General features: G+C 65.2%; 16 protein-coding genes, 2 tRNA genes and 1 CRISPR repeat array (1 of these 19 running past the window's edge). Of the genes, 13 read left to right on the top strand and 5 right to left on the bottom strand.

The annotated features are described in order from the left end of the window. Positions 1–14: 14 nt before the first annotated feature. From CK620_RS09080 to CK620_RS09070, 3 genes are read right to left on the bottom strand one after another with little or no spacing between them, the layout of a single operon-like run. Positions 15–1346: an exonuclease SbcCD subunit D C-terminal domain-containing protein gene (locus CK620_RS09080; RefSeq protein WP_095550032.1), complete on the bottom strand. Its 1332-nt coding sequence runs from the start codon at positions 1344–1346 to the stop codon at positions 15–17. A 33-nt stretch (positions 1347–1379) separates the two neighbouring features. Continuing rightward, on the bottom strand, positions 1380–1763 hold the full coding sequence (locus tag CK620_RS09075) for a chorismate mutase (protein WP_095550031.1): 384 nt from the start codon (positions 1761–1763) through the stop codon (positions 1380–1382). Beyond that, positions 1760–3301, bottom strand: coding sequence for an anthranilate synthase component I family protein (locus CK620_RS09070; protein ID WP_095550030.1), 1542 nt, complete (start codon positions 3299–3301; stop codon positions 1760–1762). Before CK620_RS09070 ends, CK620_RS09075 begins: the two co-directional genes overlap by 4 nt. 275 nt (positions 3302–3576) lie before the next feature. Between CK620_RS09070 and CK620_RS09065 the strand changes: the two genes are divergently transcribed. The 10 genes from CK620_RS09065 (at position 3577) to CK620_RS09020 (ending at position 12570) form a co-directional block, all read left to right on the top strand. Further along, positions 3577–3906 carry a DUF485 domain-containing protein gene (locus CK620_RS09065; protein ID WP_095542948.1) on the top strand — a complete coding sequence of 110 codons (330 nt, stop codon included), beginning with the start codon at positions 3577–3579 and terminating at the stop codon, positions 3904–3906. Beyond that, on the top strand, positions 3903–5597 hold the full coding sequence (locus CK620_RS09060) for a cation acetate symporter (RefSeq protein WP_095550029.1): 1695 nt from the start codon (positions 3903–3905) through the stop codon (positions 5595–5597). Before CK620_RS09065 ends, CK620_RS09060 begins: the two co-directional genes overlap by 4 nt. Positions 5598–5693: 96 nt before the next feature. Continuing rightward, positions 5694–7670, top strand: a complete 1977-nt coding sequence (gene acs / locus CK620_RS09055) for an acetate--CoA ligase (protein WP_420894219.1) — start codon at positions 5694–5696, stop codon at positions 7668–7670. 112 nt (positions 7671–7782) lie between these two features. Next, positions 7783–8055, top strand: coding sequence for a DUF5666 domain-containing protein (locus CK620_RS09050; RefSeq protein ID WP_095542945.1), 273 nt, complete (start codon positions 7783–7785; stop codon positions 8053–8055). A 59-nt stretch (positions 8056–8114) separates the two neighbouring features. Further along, positions 8115–8405, top strand: a complete 291-nt coding sequence (locus tag CK620_RS09045) for a DUF5666 domain-containing protein (protein WP_095539843.1) — start codon at positions 8115–8117, stop codon at positions 8403–8405. Between the two features lie 228 nt (positions 8406–8633). Then, positions 8634–8721, top strand: a tRNA-Leu gene (locus CK620_RS09040). 115 nt (positions 8722–8836) lie between these two features. Beyond that, positions 8837–10189, top strand: a complete 1353-nt coding sequence (gene tig / locus CK620_RS09035) for a trigger factor (protein WP_095550027.1) — start codon at positions 8837–8839, stop codon at positions 10187–10189. 243 nt (positions 10190–10432) lie between these two features. After that, the gene (gene clpP / locus CK620_RS09030; protein ID WP_095542943.1) at positions 10433–11059 is read left to right on the top strand and encodes an ATP-dependent Clp endopeptidase proteolytic subunit ClpP; all 627 of its coding nucleotides are present in this window, start codon (positions 10433–10435) and stop codon (positions 11057–11059) included. Between the two features lie 84 nt (positions 11060–11143). Further along, a complete protein-coding gene (gene clpX, locus CK620_RS09025) occupies positions 11144–12430 on the top strand; it encodes an ATP-dependent Clp protease ATP-binding subunit ClpX (RefSeq protein ID WP_095550026.1) in 1287 nt (428 codons plus the stop codon). Between the two features lie 66 nt (positions 12431–12496). Further along, positions 12497–12570, top strand: a tRNA-Cys gene (locus CK620_RS09020). A gap of 88 nt (positions 12571–12658) precedes the next feature. On the opposite strand, the gene CK620_RS09015 is transcribed toward CK620_RS09020, so the two are convergent. Further along, a complete protein-coding gene (locus CK620_RS09015) occupies positions 12659–13861 on the bottom strand; it encodes a class I SAM-dependent methyltransferase (RefSeq protein WP_095550025.1) in 1203 nt (400 codons plus the stop codon). Positions 13862–13883: 22 nt separating this feature from the next. On the opposite strand from CK620_RS09015, the gene CK620_RS09010 reads away from it, so the two are divergent. Next, positions 13884–14759 carry an SDR family oxidoreductase gene (locus CK620_RS09010; protein ID WP_095550125.1) on the top strand — a complete coding sequence of 292 codons (876 nt, stop codon included), beginning with the start codon at positions 13884–13886 and terminating at the stop codon, positions 14757–14759. Positions 14760–14774: 15 nt separating this feature from the next. Here CK620_RS09010 and CK620_RS09005 read toward each other — a convergent pair whose 3' ends face one another. Next, positions 14775–15032, bottom strand: a complete 258-nt coding sequence (locus tag CK620_RS09005; RefSeq protein ID WP_143326021.1) for a hypothetical protein — start codon at positions 15030–15032, stop codon at positions 14775–14777. Between the two features lie 135 nt (positions 15033–15167). On the opposite strand from CK620_RS09005, the gene CK620_RS09000 reads away from it, so the two are divergent. Both CK620_RS09000 and CK620_RS08990 read left to right on the top strand, forming a co-directional pair. Continuing rightward, positions 15168–16361 (top strand): DUF72 domain-containing protein, encoded by a 1194-nt coding sequence (locus CK620_RS09000; RefSeq protein ID WP_095550023.1) that lies wholly within the window; start codon positions 15168–15170, stop codon positions 16359–16361. Between the two features lie 330 nt (positions 16362–16691). Next, entirely contained in the window at positions 16692–16991 is a 300-nt protein-coding gene (locus CK620_RS08990) for a HigA family addiction module antitoxin (protein WP_095550022.1), read from the top strand. A gap of 100 nt (positions 16992–17091) precedes the next feature. Further along, a CRISPR array of direct repeats spans positions 17092–17372; the repeat unit is 36 nt; unit sequence GTTCCGGTCAGAGCACAAATCCCAGTGATCTAAAAT; it runs 2053 nt beyond the window's last position.

Raw genomic sequence — 17372 nt, 5'->3', positions numbered from 1 at the left:
AAGGCTGCGGGCGCTCATTGCGCCTGCGGGTCGGCCTGCTGCAGTTCGTGCAGGGCCTGGGCATAGGTCTGGCGCAGTGCCGCGCGCTGCGCATCGGGGATTTGGTGCGCGGCCAGGCAGCGCTCGAACACCTCGTGCACGTCCAGCGTCTGCAGGCTCTCGTCGGCCTGGCTGTGCGCCAGCAGCTGCGCGCTCAGGCGCGGCTGGGCGATGCGCAGCACGTCGATGGCCGCGTCGGCGGTGGCGGCGGCCACGCGCTGGCGCAGGTCGGGCAGCAGCTCCTGGCCTTCGTAGAGCACTTCCAGCCACAGGCGCGCGCCGGGCGGTGCTTCGGCGTCGGCGGTGGTATCGGCGGCCTGCTGCGCCGGGGCTGGCCGTGGGGCTGGCAGGGGATGTTGCGCGCCCAGCGCCTGCAGTTGCTGGGCGATGGCAGGCCAGTCGCCGCGCACGCGCGCTAGCGGCTGAAAGCGCGGCACGGGCAGCAGCGTGATGGCGCTGGGCGCGGTGCTGGGTGGCGCATCACCACCGGCGCTGGCCCATTGCACCAGGCAGACGCTTTTGCTGTGCGCGGCCTCGCCAAAGCCCATGGCCAGCGGCGCGCCGCTGTAGCGGATGTGGGCCTGGCCGCCCACGGTCTGCGGCACGTGCAAATGGCCCAGCGCCACGTAGTCGAAGGCGGGCGAGAACAGGTCTGCGTCAACTTGGGCCAGGCTGCCAACGTACAGATCGCGCACGCCGTCGCCGTCCAAAGTCTGGCCGCCGCTGGCAAACAGGTGGCCCATGGCGACGATGGGCACGGGCCGGCCCAGCGCGGCGCGGCGCGCCAGCGCGGCCTGGGCCACGGCGGCGTAGTGCTCGGCCAGGCCCTGCAGCAGCTTGCGTTCCTTGTCCTGCGGGCTTTCGCCTGGCTCGGCGCTGCGCAGATCACGCTCGCGCAGATAGGGCACGGCGCAGACGATCAGCTGCGCCTGGCCCTGCGCGTCGTGCAGCGTGAGCACTTCCTGCTCGGCGCTGGCGCGGGCCTGGCCGACGACGTGCACCTGCAGCGCCTGCAGCAGCTCGCGCGGCGCGTCCAGCAGCGAGGGCGAGTCGTGGTTGCCGGCGATGACCACGGCATGGCGGCAGCGCGCGGCGGCCACGCGGTGCAAAAAGCGGTAGTACAGCGCCTGGGTGGCGTTGCTGGGCGTGCCGGTGTCGAACACGTCGCCGGCCACCAGCAGCACGTCGATGGCTTCGCGCTCGACGGTGCCGGCCAGCCAGTCCAGCCAGGCGGCAAATTCCTCGTGGCGCCGCCGCCCGAACAGGTTGCGGCCCAGGTGCCAGTCCGAGGTGTGCAGCAGCTTCATGGCCGCGGGCCGAAGGCGCTGGGGCAGGGCGGCTCAGCCCTGGGCATGGGGGGCGGCAGAGGCGGGCGCGCGCAGGCGCTCGAACTCGCGGTGCTCGTAGGCGATGTAGGCCTCCATCATGCTGCGGTAGATGGCTTCGATCAGATCGGGCTGGCCGCCTTCGGCCAGTGCGCGTTCGCGCACACGCGCGACGATGAAGGCGATGCGATCTTCATCGCGCACCTGCTCCTGCGTGGCCTTGATGCGCGCGGCCTGGGTCATGTAGCCGCCGCGCTCGACCAGCAGCGGCACGAGGATGTCGTCCAGCGCGTCGATGCGCGCGCGCACCTGGGCCATGTCGGTGCAGTGGGCGGTGCGCTCGATGGCCGGGCGCGCGTCGGCGGCTGCGGGGCCGGGGGCCGGGCAGGGGCTGTTCATGTGTCAAATCCTTCTTCTACCAGTTCGGCCGCGCGCAGCAGGGCGCGGGCCTTGTGTTCGGTTTCGCGCCATTCCATCTCGGGCACGGAGTCGGCCACGACCCCGGCGGCGGCCTGCACATACAGGGTCTGGTTCTTGACCAGGCCGGTGCGGATGGCGATGGCCACATCCATGTCGCCAGCGTAGCTGAGGTAGCCGCAGGCGCCGCCGTACAGGCCGCGCTTGACGGGCTCGAGCTGGTCGATCAACTCCATGGCATGCACCTTGGGCGCGCCAGTGAGGGTGCCGGCCGGAAAGCAGGCCTTGAGCACGTCGATCGGCCCCAGGCCGGGCCGCAGCCGCCCCTCGACATTGCTGACGATGTGCATGACGTGGCTGTAGCGTTCGACCACGAAGGCCTCGGTCACCTGCACGCTGCCGACTTCGGCAATGCGGCCGATGTCGTTGCGCGCCAGGTCGATGAGCATGACGTGTTCGGCGCGCTCCTTGGGGTCGGCCACCAGCTCTTGCTCGGCGGCCTTGTCCAGCTCTGGCGTGGCGCCGCGCGGGCGCGTGCCCGCCAGCGGACGGATGGTGATTTTCTGCCCGTCCTCGCAGCGCTCCTTGCGCACCAGGATCTCCGGGCTGGCGCCCACCACGTGCAGGCCATCGTCGGCCTGGCCCGGCGGCGCATCCGTGGCGGCGCTGCCGAAGTGGTAGTAGTACATGTAGGGGCTGGGGTTGAGCGAGCGCAGCGCGCGGTACAGCGCCAGCGGGCTTTGCGTGTAGGGCTGCTCGATGCGCTGGCCGATCTGCACCTGCATGAACTCGCCTGCGGCGATCATCTCCTTGGCGCGCGCCACGGCGGCCAAATAATCGTCCTTGGCAAAGCGCCGCAGCGGCGCATGGCTGGCGCAGGGCGCCAAGGGCGGTGCGGTCACGCTGCACGCCAGCAGCTCGCGCAGCTGGCGCAGGCGACGCTTGGCGCGGCTGTAGGCCTCGGGCTGGGCTGGGTCGGCCCAGACCAGCAGATACAGCCGGCCCGAGAGGTTGTCGATCACCGCCACCTCCTCGGTGTGCAGCAGCAGGATGTCTGGCAGTTGCAGGTCATCGGGCGGGCAGCTGGCTTGCAGCTTGCGCTCGATGTGGCGCACCGTGTCATAACCGAAATAACCGGCCAGGCCGCCGGAAAAGCGCGGCATGCCCGGGCGCAGCGCCACTTTGAAGCGCGCCTGGTAGCGGGCGATGAAATCCAGCGGGTTGCCGTGGTCGGTCTCGACCACCTGGCCATCGGTGATGACCTCGGTGCGCGCCTGCGCGCCAAAGCCGCTGGCGCGCAACACCGTGCGCGCGGGCAGGCCAATGAAGCTGTAGCGGCCAAAGCGCTCGCCGCCGACCACCGATTCGAGCAAGAAGCTGTTGCGCCCGCCATCTTGCGCGTGGGCCAGCTTCAGATACAGCGACAGCGGCGTTTCCAGGTCGGCAAAGGCCTGCGCCATCAGCGGGATGCGGTTGTAGCCCTCGCGGGCCAGGCTTTGGAATTCCAGTTCGGTGATCACGGACGCGGGCTCCTTGTGGGCGGGCGGCGGGCGATGGGGGTATCAGGGGGCGAAGTAGTGTAGTGGCAAAGCGCGGCTCCAGGCTGGCGCAGTCCTGGCTGCGCCGTTTGGCGTGATTTGGGTAATCCCTTAAGACTAAAGTCGTCTGGCGGCCCCAGGGGGTAGGCCGCTAAATTGGTGCTTGCCCGAATGCTGCGCCGGCACTGTGTGTCTGGGATCCAGGGCGGCGCTGTTTGGCGGCATTCGGTCTGACAACGATGAGATTGGAGACTGCCATGAGTGCCTTGCACAGCCACGCTGCGGACCCGATGGTCCAACGCATCGAGAACAACCCCAACTACCAGCTGCTGCGCCGCAAGCGCAATGGCTTTGGCTGGACGCTGACGATTCTGATGTTGCTGGTCTATTACGGCTACATCGGCCTGATTGCGTTCGACAAGTCTTTCCTGGCCAAGCCCCTGGGCACGGGGGTGACGACGGTGGGCATTCCCATCGGCCTGGGGGTGATCGTGTTCACGATTGTGATCACGGGCATTTACGTGTACCGCGCCAATACAGAGTTCGATGCGCTCACCCGCAAGGTTCTGGAGGAGGCGCGCCAATGAATGCACTGGGTTTTAGCTTGACAGCTGCGCAGGCCCGCCAGGCCGCGCTGGGTGTGGTGCTGGCTGCGGCCTCTGCAGCGGCCTGGGCCGCTGGCGGCGATCTGGGCGAGCTGCAAAAGCAGTCCACCAACTGGACGGCGATCGTCATGTTCGGCTTGTTTGTTGCAGGCACGCTGTGGATCACCAAGTGGGCGGCGGCGCGCACCAAATCGGCGGCCGATTTCTACACCGCAGGCGGCGGCATCACGGGCTTTCAGAATGGCCTGGCGATTGCGGGCGATTACATGTCGGCCGCTTCCTTTCTGGGCATTTCGGCGGCGGTGATGGCCAATGGCTATGACGGGCTGATTTACTCCATCGGCTTTTTGGTGGGCTGGCCGGTCATTACCTTTTTGATGGCCGAGAAGCTGCGCAACCTGGGCAAGTTCACCTTTGCCGATGTGGCGGGCTATCGCTTCCAGCAGGGGCCGATCCGCGCCTTTGCCGCCAGCGGCACGCTGGTGGTGGTGGCCTTCTACCTGATTGCGCAAATGGTGGGCGCGGGCCAGCTCATCAAGCTGCTGTTCGGGCTGGATTACATCTACGCCGTCATCATCGTGGGCATTTTGATGATGGTGTACGTGCTGTTTGGCGGCATGACGGCCACGACCTGGGTGCAAATCATCAAGGCCTGCCTGCTGCTGGCGGGCGCGAGCTTCATGGCCTTCATGGTGATGCAGGCTTATGGCTTCAGCTTTGAAAACCTGTTCAAGGCCTCGGTCGAGGTCAAGGGCTCGAACTCCATCATGGGGCCGGGCAATTTCATCAAGGATCCGATCTCGGCCATCAGCTTCGGCATGGCACTGATGTTCGGCACCGCGGGCCTGCCGCACGTGCTGATGCGCTTTTTCACCGTGCCCAACGCCAAGGAGGCGCGCAAGAGCGTGTTCTGGGCCACAACCTGGATTGGCTACTTCTACATCCTGACCTTCATCATCGGCTTTGGCGCCATCGTGCTGGTCAGTGCCAATCCGCAGTTCCTCGATGCCAAGGGCGGCCTGATCGGCGGCAGCAACATGGCGGCGGTGCACCTGGCCAATGCCGTGGGCGGCAACGTGTTCCTGGGCTTTATCTCGGCCGTGGCCTTTGCCACCATCCTGGCCGTGGTGGCGGGGTTGACGCTCTCGGGCGCTTCGGCGGTCTCGCACGATTTGTATGCCACGGTGTTCAAGCAGGGCAAGGCCGACAGCGCGGCGGAACTCAAGGTCTCGCGCATCACCACCTTGGTGCTGGGCGTGGTGGCGGTGCTGCTGGGCATCGTGTTCGAGAAGCAAAACATCGCCTTCATGGTTTCGCTGGCCTTTGCGGTGGCGGCCTCGGCCAATTTCCCGGTGCTGTTTCTCTCCATCCTGTGGAAGGACATGACCACGCGCGGCGCGGTGCTCGGCGGCTTCTTGGGGCTGATCTCCTCGGTGGTGTTGACGGTGCTCTCCCCCTCGGTGTGGGAGGCTGTGCTGGGTAACGCCAAAGGCTCCGCGCCCTTCCCCTATGCTTCACCTGCGTTGTTCTCGATGACGCTGGCCTTCATCGGCATCTGGCTGTTCTCCATCACGGACAAGAGCCGCAATGCCCAGGCTGAGCGCGCCGCCTTCCCGGCGCAGCAGGTGCGCTCGGAAACGGGTCTGGGGGCTGCCAAGGCTGCCTCGCACTGAGGCCGCAATGAGATGAAAAGCGCTGGGCCTTGCCAGCGCACGCAGTCCGGCGTGGGCCAGCAGCCCCGCCGGACTGTGGCATGTGATTTTTTAATGATGTCAACGATTGAGAGAGGTATTGCCATGAGTCCACAAGACCTGTACCCCGTCAACCCGGCCCTGGCGGGCCCGGGCACCATCACCGCTGAGAAATACCAGCAGATGTATGACGAATCCGTCAACGACCCTGCGGCTTTTTGGGGCAGGATGGCCAAGCGCCTGACCTGGTTCAAGGAGCCCACCGTCATCAAGGACACCAGCTTCGACCCGAATCACTTCCACACCCGCTGGTTTGCCGATGGCGAGCTCAACGTCAGCGTCAACTGCCTGGACCGCCACCTGGCCGAGCGCGGCGACAAGGTCGCCATCATCTGGGAGCCTGACAGCCCCGACACCCCAGCGCAGAAAATCACCTACCGCCAGCTCTACGAGCGCGTGTGCAAGCTGGGCAACGCGCTGCGCAAGCTGGGCGTGCAAAAGGGCGACCGCGTCACCATCTACCTGCCCATGGTGCCCGATGCCGCCGTGGCCCTGCTGGCCTGTGCGCGCATTGGCGCCATCCACAACGTGGTGTTCGGCGGCTTCTCGCCCGGCTCCGTGGCCGACCGCGTGCGCGACAGCAGCGCCAAAGTCATCATTACCGCCGATGAGGGCCTGCGCGCCGGGCGCAAGGTGCCGCTCAAGGCCAACGTGGATGCCGCCTTGCAGCAAGAAGGCACGGATACGGTGGAAAAAGTCATCGTGCTCCAGCACACCGGCGGCGACGTGACCATGCAGGCCGGACGCGACCTCTGGCTGCACGAGATCACCGCCAGCGAGAGCGCCGAGTGCGAGCCCGAGCGCATGAACGCCGAAGACCCGCTGTTCATCCTCTACACCTCCGGCTCCACCGGCAAGCCCAAGGGCGTGGTGCACTCCACCGGCGGCTACCTGGTGCATGCCAGCCTCAGCCACGAGGCCGTCTTCGACCTGCGCGAGGACGACATCTACTGGTGCACCGCCGATGTGGGCTGGGTCACCGGCCACAGCTACATCGTCTATGGCCCGCTGGCCAACGGCGCCACCTCGCTGATTTTCGAGGGCGTGCCCAGCTACCCGGACGGCTCGCGCTTCTGGCAAGTGGTGGACAAGCACCAGGTCACCATCTTCTACACCGCGCCCACGGCCATCCGCGCCCTGATGCGCGACGGCGACGAGCTGGTGAAGAAAACCTCGCGCCAAAGCCTGCGCCTGCTGGGCTCCGTGGGCGAGCCGATCAACCCCGAAGCCTGGCGCTGGTACCACGACGTGGTCGGCAACGGCAAGCTGCCCATCGTCGATACCTGGTGGCAGACCGAGACCGGCGGCTTCATGATCGCGCCGCTGCCCGGCGCCACCGCCCTCAAGCCTGGCTCGGCCACCAAGCCCTTCTTTGGCGTGCAGCCCGCGTTGGTCGATGCCGAAGGCCAGTTCATCGAAGGCGAGGGCGAGGGCAACCTGGTCATCCTCGACTCCTGGCCCGGCCAGGCGCGCACCGTGTTCGGCGACCACCAGCGCTTCATCGACACCTACTTCAAGGCCTACCCCGGCATGTACTTCACCGGCGACGGCTGCCGCCGCGATGCCGATGGCTACTACTGGATCACCGGCCGGGTGGACGACGTCATCAACGTCAGCGGCCACCGCATCGGCACCGCCGAGCTGGAAAGCGCCCTGGTGCTGCACGACAAGGTGGCCGAAGCCGCCGCCGTGGGCTACCCGCACGACCTCAAGGGCCAGGGCATTTACGTCTACGTCACCCTGGTGGCGGGTGTGGAGGGCACGGACGAGCTGAAAAAAGAGCTCATCGCCCACGTGCGCAAGGTCATCGGCCCCATCGCCACGCCCGACCACCTGCAATGGGCGCCTGCCCTGCCCAAGACGCGCTCGGGCAAGATCATGCGCCGCATCCTGCGCAAGATCGCCGAAAACGCGCCCGAGCAACTGGGCGACACCAGCACGTTGGCCGATCCGTCGGTGGTCGATTCCCTGGTCAGCCAGCGCCTCAATACCTGATGGGCCATCGCTGCTGCGCCAGGGCGCGGGCAAGTGACTACAATTTCACCGCTTGTGCGGCAGGCGGCCTGCCTGCCGCAGCCTTCCATTGCTGAGGAAAGGAGAGTCCACCATGCCCAGCACGATGCAAAAAGTCCGCGCCGCGACATTGGCCGCTCTGACGGTGGCCGCAGGCGCTGCTGCGGCCGAAACCATGAAGGGCCGCGTCGATGCCATTGATCCGGGTGCGCAAACCATCCAGCTCAATGGCATTACCTTTCAAACCACTCAGGCTACGCAGTACCAGGGCGTGGCGGGGCTGGGTCAGCTCAAGCCAGGCGATCGGATCACGATCGAGTTCTCGCGCGATGGGGCCCAGTACGTGGTGCAGGCCGTCTCCAAGTGAAGCACGCAGCGCGCCGGGTATGGCGTGCGCAGCAGTACCCAATCCAAAAAGGGGGTGACATGAAATCCATCTTGAACAAAACCCATCTGGCCGTACTGGCCAGCGTCGCGCTGGCGGCCTGCGCCACCAGCTCGTTTGCGGAAACGCTCAAAGGGCGCATTGACGTGGCCAACCAGAGCAACAAGACATTGGTGGTGGCAGGCATCACCTTCCAAACCAATGCCGAGACCGATTACAGCGAAGAGCTGCAGGCCTTCGCCAATCTGAAGCAGGGCCAAAAAGTCAGCGTCGAGTTCGACCGCTCGGGCAGCAACGTCTATACCGCCAAGCGCATCACGCTGGAGGAATGAGCCCTGCTTCTTCTTCGGGCTGGGCTGAGCCGTGCGCCGTGCGGCTTGGCGCCTTGAAACCGCCATCTGGCATGTGCCTGGTGGCGGTTTTTTTCATGTCCTGAGAATGGCCTGCTCCAGGGGCTTTGGCGCGGGCACAGTCAAACCTCTGTAGAATCTTGCGGTTTTACCGCGAGCAAGGCGGGCCTTGCCTTGGGGGCTTTTCCCTGGGCGGCGGCGAAACACCGTGCGCGGGTGGCGAAATTGGTAGACGCACCAGGTTTAGGTCCTGACGCCAGTTGATGGTGTGGGGGTTCGAGTCCCCCCCCGCGCACCACCGATGGATTGCAGCATTGGCAAGCTGCAGACATCCACGAAATCCTGTTGTGCAGGCAAGGCAATGCGATTGCGCCCGGCCGCCTGCACCTGTATCCCCTTATAGGACGATTCCCATGGCTGTGAATGTTGAAGTACTGGAGAAACTCGAGCGCAAGATCGTGCTGAACGTGCCTGTCAGCACCATCGAGCAAGAGGTGCAGGCGCGCCTCAAGCGTCTGGCGCGTTCCGTCAAGATGGACGGCTTCCGCCCCGGCAAGGTGCCGCTGTCCGTGGTGGCGCAGCGCTACGGCGGCTCCGTGCAGTACGAAGTGCTCAACGACAAGGTCAGCGAGGCCTTCAACCAGGCCGCCAACGAGGCCCAGCTGCGTGTTGCTGGCCAGCCGCGCATCACGGAAAAGGAAGGCGCAGCCGAAGGCTTCATTGACTTCGAAGCAGTGTTTGAAGTCTTCCCCGATGTGAAGATTGATGGCCTGGGTGATCTGGAGATCGAACGCGTCAACGTGGAAGTGGATGAAGCGGCCATTGAGCGCACTTTGGACATCCTGCGCAAGCAGCGCCGCACCTTCGCCCAGCGCGGCAAGGACGATGCCGTGCAGGACGGCGATCGCGTTACCGTCGACTTCGAGGGCAAAATCGATGGCGACCCCTTCCCCGGCGGCAAGGCCGAAGGCTTTGCCTTCATGGTGGGCGAAGGCCAGATGCTCAAGGAGTTTGAGGACGCCGTGCGTGGCATGAAGGTCGGCGAGAGCAAGACCTTCCCGCTGGCCTTCCCGGCCGACTACCACGGCGCCGATGTGGCCGGCAAGACGGCCGATTTCCTCGTCACCGTACACAAGGTCGAGGCCGCCAACCTGCCCGAGGTGACCGATGAATTCGCCAAGTCTCTGGGCGTTGAGGCTGCCACCGTGGCCGCCCTGCAGGACGACATCCGCAAAAACCTGGAGCGCGAAGTCAAATTCCGCGTGCGTGCCCGCAACAAGCAGGCCGTGCTCGATGCCCTGTTGACCAAGGCCGAATTGGATCTGCCCAACGCCAGCGTGCAAAACGAAATTGCCCGTCTGGAGCAGGGCGCGCGTGAGGAGCTGCGCATGCGCGGCATCAAGGATGTTGGCCAATCGCCGATCCCCGCCGAGATCTTCCGCCCGCAGGCCGAGCGCCGCGTGCGTCTGGGCCTGGTGGTGGCCGAGCTGGTGCGCGCCAACGACCTGCAGGCCAAGCCAGAACAGCTGCGCGCCCACATTGAGGAGCTGGCCGCCAGCTATGAAAAGCCCGAGGAAGTGGTCAAGTGGTACTACGCCGATCGCCAGCGCCTGGCCGACGTCGAGGCCGTGGTGATTGAGAACAACGTCACTGACTACGTGCTGCAACAGGCCAAGACGGTGGACAAGACCATTGGCTTTGACGAGCTGATGAACCCCAGCCAGCCCGAGCCGGCTGCCGAGCAGGGTGAGGCCGAAAAGGCCTGAGGAGCCTATTGCCATGCCGCCCCTGCCGGGCGTGCACGCCAGCGCCGCCATGGCGTTGGCGCCATTCATCCCAAGGGCTTGTGTCTTGCCGCACAGGCCCTTATCTATTGGGGCAACAGCCGTCGTGGGCCTCAGGCCTATGCTGGCCATTGGCGCATGGGCCATCGTGTACCATGCCCGCTGATTGCACTGCCTGCGCCAGGCGCGCATGCTGTGCACAAGCCCTTTTTTCCAGGAGCCACCATGACCCTTTTCGAATCCAGCCGCGAACCCAGCCGCAATCTGGGGCTGATCCCCACCGTGATCGAACAATCGGGCCGGGGCGAGCGTGCCTTTGACATCTACTCGCGCCTGCTCAAGGAGCGCGTGGTCTTTCTTGTCGGTGAAGTCAACGACCAGACCGCCAACCTGGTGGTGGCGCAGCTGCTGTTTCTGGAAAGCGAGAACCCGGACAAGGACATCTCGCTGTACATCAACAGCCCGGGCGGCAGCGTCACGGCCGGCATGTCGATCTACGACACCATGCAGTTCATCAAGCCTGACGTTTCCACCATGTGCCTGGGCTTTGCCGCCAGCATGGGCGCCTTCTTGCTGGCCGCTGGCGCCAAGGGCAAGCGCTACTCGCTGCCCAACAGCAAGGTCATGATCCACCAGGTGCTCGGCGGCGCGCGCGGCCAGGCTACCGACATCGAGATCCACGCCCGCGACATCCTGCGCACCAAGGAGCAGATGAACCGCATCCTGGCCGAGCGCACTGGCCAGCCCTACGAGAAAATCCAGCGCGACACCGAGCGCGACTACTTCATGACCGCCGACGAGGCCAAGGACTACGGCCTGGTCGATAGCGTCGTCGAAAAGCGCGGCGGCTGAACAGGCTCTTGGCGCCTCTGCATGGCGCACGCCTGCCCAGGCTGCGCCGACCGCCCTTTCCCCTCATTCAAAGGCACTGCGCGAATGGCTGACAAACACCGCGCCAATGGCGAAAAAACCCTGTACTGCTCCTTTTGTGGCAAGAACCAACACGAGGTCAAGCAGCTGATTGCCGGGCTCAATGGCTTCATCTGCGATGAATGCCTGGCCATGTGCAATGAATTGGTTCACAGCGAAGCCAGTGAAGCGGGTGCCAGTGCCGATGGCGCCGAGGCCCGCCCGGATCTGCCCACGCCCGCACAGATCAAGGCCAACCTGGATCAGTACGTCATCGGCCAGGACAAGGCCAAGCAGGCCCTGGCCGTGGCAGTCTATAACCACTACAAGCGCCTGTGGCACCGCGACCAGCAAGGCGCTGGCGCGGCCGACGATGGGGTTGAGCTCTCCAAGAGCAACATCCTGCTCATCGGCCCGACCGGCTCGGGCAAGACCCTGCTGGCGCAGACCCTGGCCAAGATGCTCAACGTGCCCTTCGTCATGGCAGATGCCACCACGCTGACCGAGGCCGGCTACGTTGGCGAAGACGTGGAAAACATCATCCAGAAGCTGCTGCAAAGCTGCGACTATAAGGTCGAGCAGGCCCAGCGCGGCATCGTCTACATCGACGAGATCGACAAGATCAGCCGCAAGGCCGACAACCCCTCGATCACGCGCGATGTCTCTGGCGAGGGGGTGCAGCAGGCCCTGCTCAAGCTCATTGAAGGCACCATGGCCAGCATTCCGCCACAAGGCGGGCGCAAGCACCCCAACCAGGACTTTCTGCAGGTTGATACCTCCAACATCCTGTTCATTTGCGGCGGCGCCTTTGCCGGGCTGGAAAAAGTCATCGAGAACCGCACCGAGGCCTCGGGCATCGGCTTTGGCGCGGCGGTGCAGTCCAAGGCCGGCCGCAGCGTCAGCGAGCTGTTTGCCGAGATCGAGCCTGAAGACCTCATCAAGTACGGCATCATCCCCGAGCTGATCGGTCGCCTGCCAGTGGTCACTGCGCTGGCCGAACTCGACGAGGCCGCGCTGGTGCAAATCCTCACCGAGCCGCGCAATGCGTTGGTCAAGCAGTACGCCAAGCTGCTGGGTATGGAAAACGTCGAGCTGGAAATCCGCCCCGAAGCCTTGCAGGCCATCGCCCGCAAGGCCATTGCGCGCAAGACCGGTGCGCGCGGCCTGCGCTCCATCCTGGAGCAGGCGCTGCTGACCACGATGTACGAACTGCCGTCGATGCACGATGTGCAGAAAGTTGTCGTCGAGGAGGCCACCATTACCGAAGGCGCGCCGCCGCTGTTGATCTACCGTGAGGAGGCCAAGCAGGCCTGAGCCTGCCCGCGCAAGGCCCGCGCTCTCTGCGCGGGCCTTGCAACTCGTGTAGAATGCATCGTTTCTGGCGCGGTAGCAAAGTGGTTATGCACCGGATTGCAAATCCGTTTACCCCGGTTCGATTCCGGGCCGCGCCTCCAGACATTTCAAGCCCTTGCTGCATGGCCTGCCGCAAGGGCTTTTTGCTGCATCCTCTGGATGTTTGATGCGGCGCGTCGCTGGGCGCTGCTACAGCGTATGCGTGCGATCCCCGGTGGCAAAGCCTTGCGGCTCCCAGAATGGGCCTTTGCCCAGCATCATCACCTTGAACAGCTCGCCCATTTCGTGCTCGTGCAGCAGCTTGGCGGCCATGGCGCGCTCAGGCAGGCTGGCCGCGTCCAGCAGCGCTTGGATGCCGCAGTTGATCAAAAAGCGCGCCTGCGAGGTGTAGCCCAGCACTTCCAGGCCGGCTTCCTGTGCGGCCACGGCAATGCCGGTGAAGTTGACGTGGCTGGTGATGTCCTTCTGGCCTACGTCGTGCAGAGGCTGGTCGTCCATGCGGTGCTGGAAGTGGCAGGCCAGCGTGCCGCTGCGGCGCTGCGGGTGGTAGTACTCGCGCTCGCCAAAGCCGTAATCGATCCACAGCATGGCGCCCTTGCGCAGGCGCTCGGCGCAGGTGCGTACAAAGGCTTCGGCCCAGGGGTGGATTTCGGTCAGGTAGTCGCAGGCATCGCCCGGCCCCTGCAGCGGCAGCGCATCGCCTGGCCAGGCCTGGGCGGCCAGCTCGCTGGCGCTGGGCTCGCAGGGCGGGCGCAGCGCGCTGGGGCGGTCGGCCCAGGTGAAGGCGCCGGCGGGATCGAGCGCCACGCCCCGCTCGTGCCACTGGCCCTGCTTGCAGGCCAACAGCTTCACGGGCATGGCGTCCAGCACCTCGTTGCCCAGCAGTACGCCTTCGAGGGTTTGCGGCAGCTCGTCCAGCCATTGCACCTGCGCGCCAAATGCCGCCAGGGTTTGAGCCTGGCGCGCGCGCAGCGCGCCGGAGACGTCGATGATGCAGTAGCGCCGCAGCGGCGCGCCCATGGCCTGCAGCGTGCCCAGCACCTCGCGCGCCAGGCTGCCGTGGCCTGCGCCGAACTCGTACACCGTGTCGGTGCCGCTCACGTGCAGCGCTTGCGCCAACTGCACGGCCACGCAGCGGCCGAACAGCGGCGAGAGCTCCGGCGCGGTGACGAAATCGCTGCCTTCGCCAGCCCCAACGGATGTGGCGGTGGCAGGCATGGCCCCGATCTTGCGCCGCGCATTGCTGTAATAGCCCAGGCCAGGCTCGTACAAGGCCATTTGCATGAAGGCATCAAAGCCCAGCCAGCCCTGCTGGGCGGCGATGGCCTGGCGCAGTTTGGCCGACAAGGGGCCGGTTACACTCGGCGCGTTTGCGTGTGTTTCATCGTCCATGCCGCGATTGTCGCAGCCCTTCATGCCCCCCAACCCCAGCCCTGCCACCGCTTTGCCCGCCGGCCACGCCAGGCCCACCGTGCTGGTCACCGGGGCCGGCTTGCGCCTGGGGGCGGCCATCGCCGTGCATCTGGCGCAGCAGGGCTGGAATGTGGCCGTGCACTACCGCCACTCCAGCGCCGCCGCGCAGGCCACGGTGCAGGCTTGCCGCGCCGCCGGTGCCGACAGCCATGCGCTGGCCGCCGACTTTGACGACGAGGCGCAAACCCGCGCGCTGCTGCCTGCAGCGTTGGCGCGCTTTGGCCGCGTCGATGCCATCGTCAACAGTGCCTCGCGCTTCGAATTTGACGATGCCAGCGACTTCAGCTACGCCAGCCTGGAGCGGCATCTGCGCAGCAACACGGCCGCGCCCATTGTGCTGGCGCAGGCCCTGCAGGCCCACCTGCAGGCGCGCGCCGCGGCTGTTGCTACCGCCGATGGCGATGATGCGGCGGCTGCGGCCAAGCCGCAGGGCGTGGTCGTGAACCTGCTGGACCAGAAGCTCTGGAACCAGAACCCAGACTTTCTCAGCTACACCCTCTCCAAGGCGGCGCTGGAAGCGGCCGGCACCATGTTGGCGTTGGCTTTGGCTCCTTGGGTGCGTGTCGTCGGCGTTGCGCCGGGGCTGACGCTGACCAGCGAATTCCTCGACGCCAGCAGTTTTGCGCGCCTGCACCAACTCAGCCCGCTGGGGCGCTCGTCCACCCCTGAGGATGTGGCCGCCGCCGTGCACTTCGCATTGAGCAACGCCTCGCTGACCGGCACCACGCTGCTGGTCGATGGCGGCCAGCACCTGATGCGCTTTGAGCGCGACTTCTCCATGATGGCCGCGCCCGGCACGCCGCCAAAGCCGCGTTGACCAAGAGCGCATCGCTCACTGCGTGGCGGCCTCCAGCGCGCGTTGCTGCTGCTCCATGGCCGCATCCAGCGTCTTTTGATACTGCTGCCGGACTTGCTCGCCGTAGGCCTCTGGCGTCGTGGCCCTGGTGATGGGCGGCTTTGTCCCTTCTGGTAAGGCCACGCCTCCGCCCGATTGGGGCAGGGCAGGGCGTGCGGTCTGCAGCTGCTGTTTGACCACCAGGCCCGTGATGAGCAGGGCCAACAACAGCCCGGCAAATCCCAACCAACGCATCCTTGTTCTCTCCCTATTGCGTCTGTGCGCATGCGTGCGCCACCACAGTGTGGCGCTTGCGCCATTGTGCCGTCTGGGCTGAATACGCGGGACGTGCCATGGGTCGTCTCGGCACATAGCCCTATCATCGCTGCCATGCCCGCCAGCCCGCCACCACAGCAAACAGCCCTGTTCGACGCCCTGCCCTTGCCCGCAGAGCCTGCCGCCCAAGATGCCCAGCAAGCCCGCCAGGCCAGTGACCAGGCAGGCCCTTTGGCCGAGGACGAGCACACGCACACGCACACGCACACGCACACGCAGCGCAAGGCCGTGCCAGCCCGGGGTACGCTGCTGGGGCGCAGCCGTACAGCAGCGGTGCGCGCCGCGCCTGCCGATGCCCGCATACAGGCACTGGCTGCAGCCTTGCCGCCCCGCTTGCGCATGGGCACCTCTTCCTGGCACTTTCCCGGTTGGGCCGGGCTGGTGTGGGAAGGCGACTACGCTGAAAGCCAGCTCTCCCGGCAGGGGCTGATCGCCTATGCTGCCCACCCACTGCTGCGCAGCGTCAGCCTGGATCGGGCCTTCTACCGCCCACTGAGCGCCCAGCAATACGCGCACTATGCGGCGCAAGTGCCCCATGACTTTCGCTTCGTCGTCAAGGCCCCGAGCTTGGTTTGCGATGCGCTGGTGCGCGCTGAAGACGGCCGCGGCCGCGCGCCCAACCCGCTGTTTCTCAGCCCGGAGCTGGCGCTGCGTGAATTCATCCAGCCCGCATTGCAAGGCCTGGGCCACAAAGTGGGCGCGTTGGTCTTCCAGATCAGCCCCTTGCCCCGCGCACAGCTGGCCGAGCTGCCCGCATTGATCGAACGCATTGGCGCCTTGCTGGCGGCCATGCCGCCGCTGGCGCCCGCGGCGCCCGATGGCGTCCTCGCGCTCGAAGTGCGTGACGCCGCCTTTCTGGCCCCTGGCCATGCGCCGCAATTGGCCCAGGCCTTGCGCACGGCGCGCCAGGCCCGCGGCAACCCCATCACCTACTGCCTGGGCTTGCACGCCAAAATGCCACCCATTGAAGAGCAGTTGCCGCTGTTGCGCGCCCTGTGGCCAGGCCCATTGGTGTGCCGCTGGAACCTGCACCGCCGCCACGGCGCCTACGGCTACGAAAGCGCCAAGGCCGAATACGCACCATTCAACCGCCTGCAAGACCCCGACCCCGAAACCCGCGCGCACCTGGCCCGCGTCATCAACGGCACCTGCGGCGCAGGCCAAAACGCTTACGTGACCATCAACAACAAGGCTGAAGGCTCGGCGCCGTTGTCGGTTCTGGAGCTGGCGGCGCAGCTGCTGGTATAGATGAAAGGAATTGTGATTTTTGAAGCAGTAATCCAGCTGTACCTTATCCTTGGATCAAACCCATCAGCCAGAGGAGGTGAAACATAGCGAAGAAAGCGATTTGCCAATATTGCAAATTAGCACTGAGGGAACTCGCATTGCTGCACGCCGCAAGCAGCATTAATTTTTTGCGTGTACCGTCCAGCCATCGCCTGGAGGCCCTGAAAGGTGAGCGCAGGGGAGTAGTGCAGCATTCGCATCAACGATTAGTGGCGCATCTGCTTCAAGTGGAATGAAGCCACCAACAACGCAGACGATGTAGAGATCGTCAGTGACCGCTGAAAGGGAACAATGACCCAATTCACATGGCCCCACCCCGGCGAGATTCTGAACGGGGAGTTTTTGGCGCCCATGGGCATTAGCCAATACGCCCTGGCCAAGGCCATCGGCGTGCCGCCGCGTCGGATCAACGAGATCGTGCATGGCAAACGCTCCATCTCCGCAGACACCGCCCTGCGCCTGGCCGCGTTCTTCAACACTGATGCGCGAAGCTGGGTCAACCTTCAGTCTGAATATGACCTGCGCACCGCTAAAGAAAATGCCGCAGACGAGCTGGCAAAAATTCAGCCCTTTCAATGCACGGCGGCCTGATCAGCCACGCCAAACGAGAATAATCGCCGATATAATCTCAGGCGGAATCTATTTTTTTGACGCAGTAATGGCTATTACCTGATTTTCTTTTGAGTTGTGCGCACATGTCAGAGCACAAATCCCAGTGATCTAAAATCAAGGCTCCGCCGCAGTGGAACCACAAGGCGTTCCGGTCAGAGCACAAATCCCAGTGATCTAAAATACGGCGCAGCGGCGCTGGAGGTCAAACGCGGTTCCGGTCAGAGCACAAATCCCAGTGATCTAAAATCAGGCGTACCTGTGCCCGATGTACCGGGGGGTTCCGGTCAGAGCACAAATCCCAGTGATCTAAAATCCCCAGAAACCCCCGTTCCGCACCCGCGTCGTTCCGGTCAGAGCACA

The organism is Vandammella animalimorsus, assembly GCF_002285285.1.
Lineage (GTDB): Bacteria > Pseudomonadota > Gammaproteobacteria > Burkholderiales > Burkholderiaceae_C > Lampropedia > Lampropedia animalimorsus.
The sequence above is the reverse complement of the archived record's forward strand: the minus strand, read 5'-3'. Positions and strand labels throughout refer to the sequence as shown.

Bases quoted from the DNA above. Each gene is read 5' to 3' on its own strand.
- clpX (WP_095550026.1), top strand. From the start codon at position 11,144: ATGGCTGACAAACACCGCGCCAATGGCGAAAAAACCCTGTACTGCTCC.
- CK620_RS09010 (WP_095550125.1), top strand. From the start codon at position 13,884: ATGCCCCCCAACCCCAGCCCTGCCACCGCTTTGCCCGCCGGCCACGCC.
- CK620_RS09060 (WP_095550029.1), top strand. From the start codon at position 3,903: ATGAATGCACTGGGTTTTAGCTTGACAGCTGCGCAGGCCCGCCAGGCC.
- CK620_RS09045 (WP_095539843.1), top strand. From the start codon at position 8,115: ATGAAATCCATCTTGAACAAAACCCATCTGGCCGTACTGGCCAGCGTC.
- CK620_RS09015 (WP_095550025.1), bottom strand. From the start codon at position 13,861: ATGGACGATGAAACACACGCAAACGCGCCGAGTGTAACCGGCCCCTTG.
- CK620_RS09065 (WP_095542948.1), top strand. From the start codon at position 3,577: ATGAGTGCCTTGCACAGCCACGCTGCGGACCCGATGGTCCAACGCATC.
- CK620_RS09050 (WP_095542945.1), top strand. From the start codon at position 7,783: ATGCCCAGCACGATGCAAAAAGTCCGCGCCGCGACATTGGCCGCTCTG.
- CK620_RS09005 (WP_143326021.1), bottom strand. From the start codon at position 15,032: ATGCGTTGGTTGGGATTTGCCGGGCTGTTGTTGGCCCTGCTCATCACG.
- CK620_RS08990 (WP_095550022.1), top strand. From the start codon at position 16,692: ATGACCCAATTCACATGGCCCCACCCCGGCGAGATTCTGAACGGGGAG.
- acs (WP_420894219.1), top strand. From the start codon at position 5,694: ATGTCAACGATTGAGAGAGGTATTGCCATGAGTCCACAAGACCTGTAC.
- CK620_RS09000 (WP_095550023.1), top strand. From the start codon at position 15,168: ATGCCCGCCAGCCCGCCACCACAGCAAACAGCCCTGTTCGACGCCCTG.
- clpP (WP_095542943.1), top strand. From the start codon at position 10,433: ATGACCCTTTTCGAATCCAGCCGCGAACCCAGCCGCAATCTGGGGCTG.
- tig (WP_095550027.1), top strand. From the start codon at position 8,837: ATGGCTGTGAATGTTGAAGTACTGGAGAAACTCGAGCGCAAGATCGTG.
- CK620_RS09075 (WP_095550031.1), bottom strand. From the start codon at position 1,763: ATGAACAGCCCCTGCCCGGCCCCCGGCCCCGCAGCCGCCGACGCGCGC.
- CK620_RS09080 (WP_095550032.1), bottom strand. From the start codon at position 1,346: ATGAAGCTGCTGCACACCTCGGACTGGCACCTGGGCCGCAACCTGTTC.